1 protein-coding gene is annotated in these 322 nt (G+C 45.3%); it reads left to right on the top strand.

Annotated features, from left to right (window positions below):
* Nucleotides 1–165 precede the first annotated feature (165 nt).
* Nucleotides 166–322: DUF2237 family protein (locus AB4585_RS25245; protein ID WP_372171510.1), on the top strand; the 157-nt coding region annotated here is incomplete at its 3' end.

Below are 322 nucleotides of genomic sequence, written 5' to 3'. Positions count from 1 at the left end.
AAAACTCCGCAAATAGAGAGCCTCTGCCATGAGGCTCTTTTTTATAACCTCTTTTATACGCTTGCTTCAGATATTCCCGGCAACTTGAACCCTGACATAACGCCCATCTAACAACTACACTGAGATCGCAGGGTGAGAGTTTTTCATGGGAAACGATGGAGAGAAATGAGCATGGCGCAAAAAAGAAATGTACTCGGCGAACCTCTACAACTTTGCAGTTGCTCACCCAACACTGGATTTTTCAGAGACGGCTACTGTCATACCAATGGCAGTGATAGTGGGCGTCATGTTATATGTGCCAAGATGACCGTGGATTTCCTTG

The sequence above is a fragment of the Vibrio sp. 10N.222.49.C9 genome, from assembly GCF_041474985.1.
GTDB classification, from domain to species: domain Bacteria; phylum Pseudomonadota; class Gammaproteobacteria; order Enterobacterales; family Vibrionaceae; genus Vibrio; species Vibrio crassostreae_C.
Note: the sequence above shows the minus strand (reverse complement) of the source record. Positions and strands in the feature narration are given on the sequence as shown.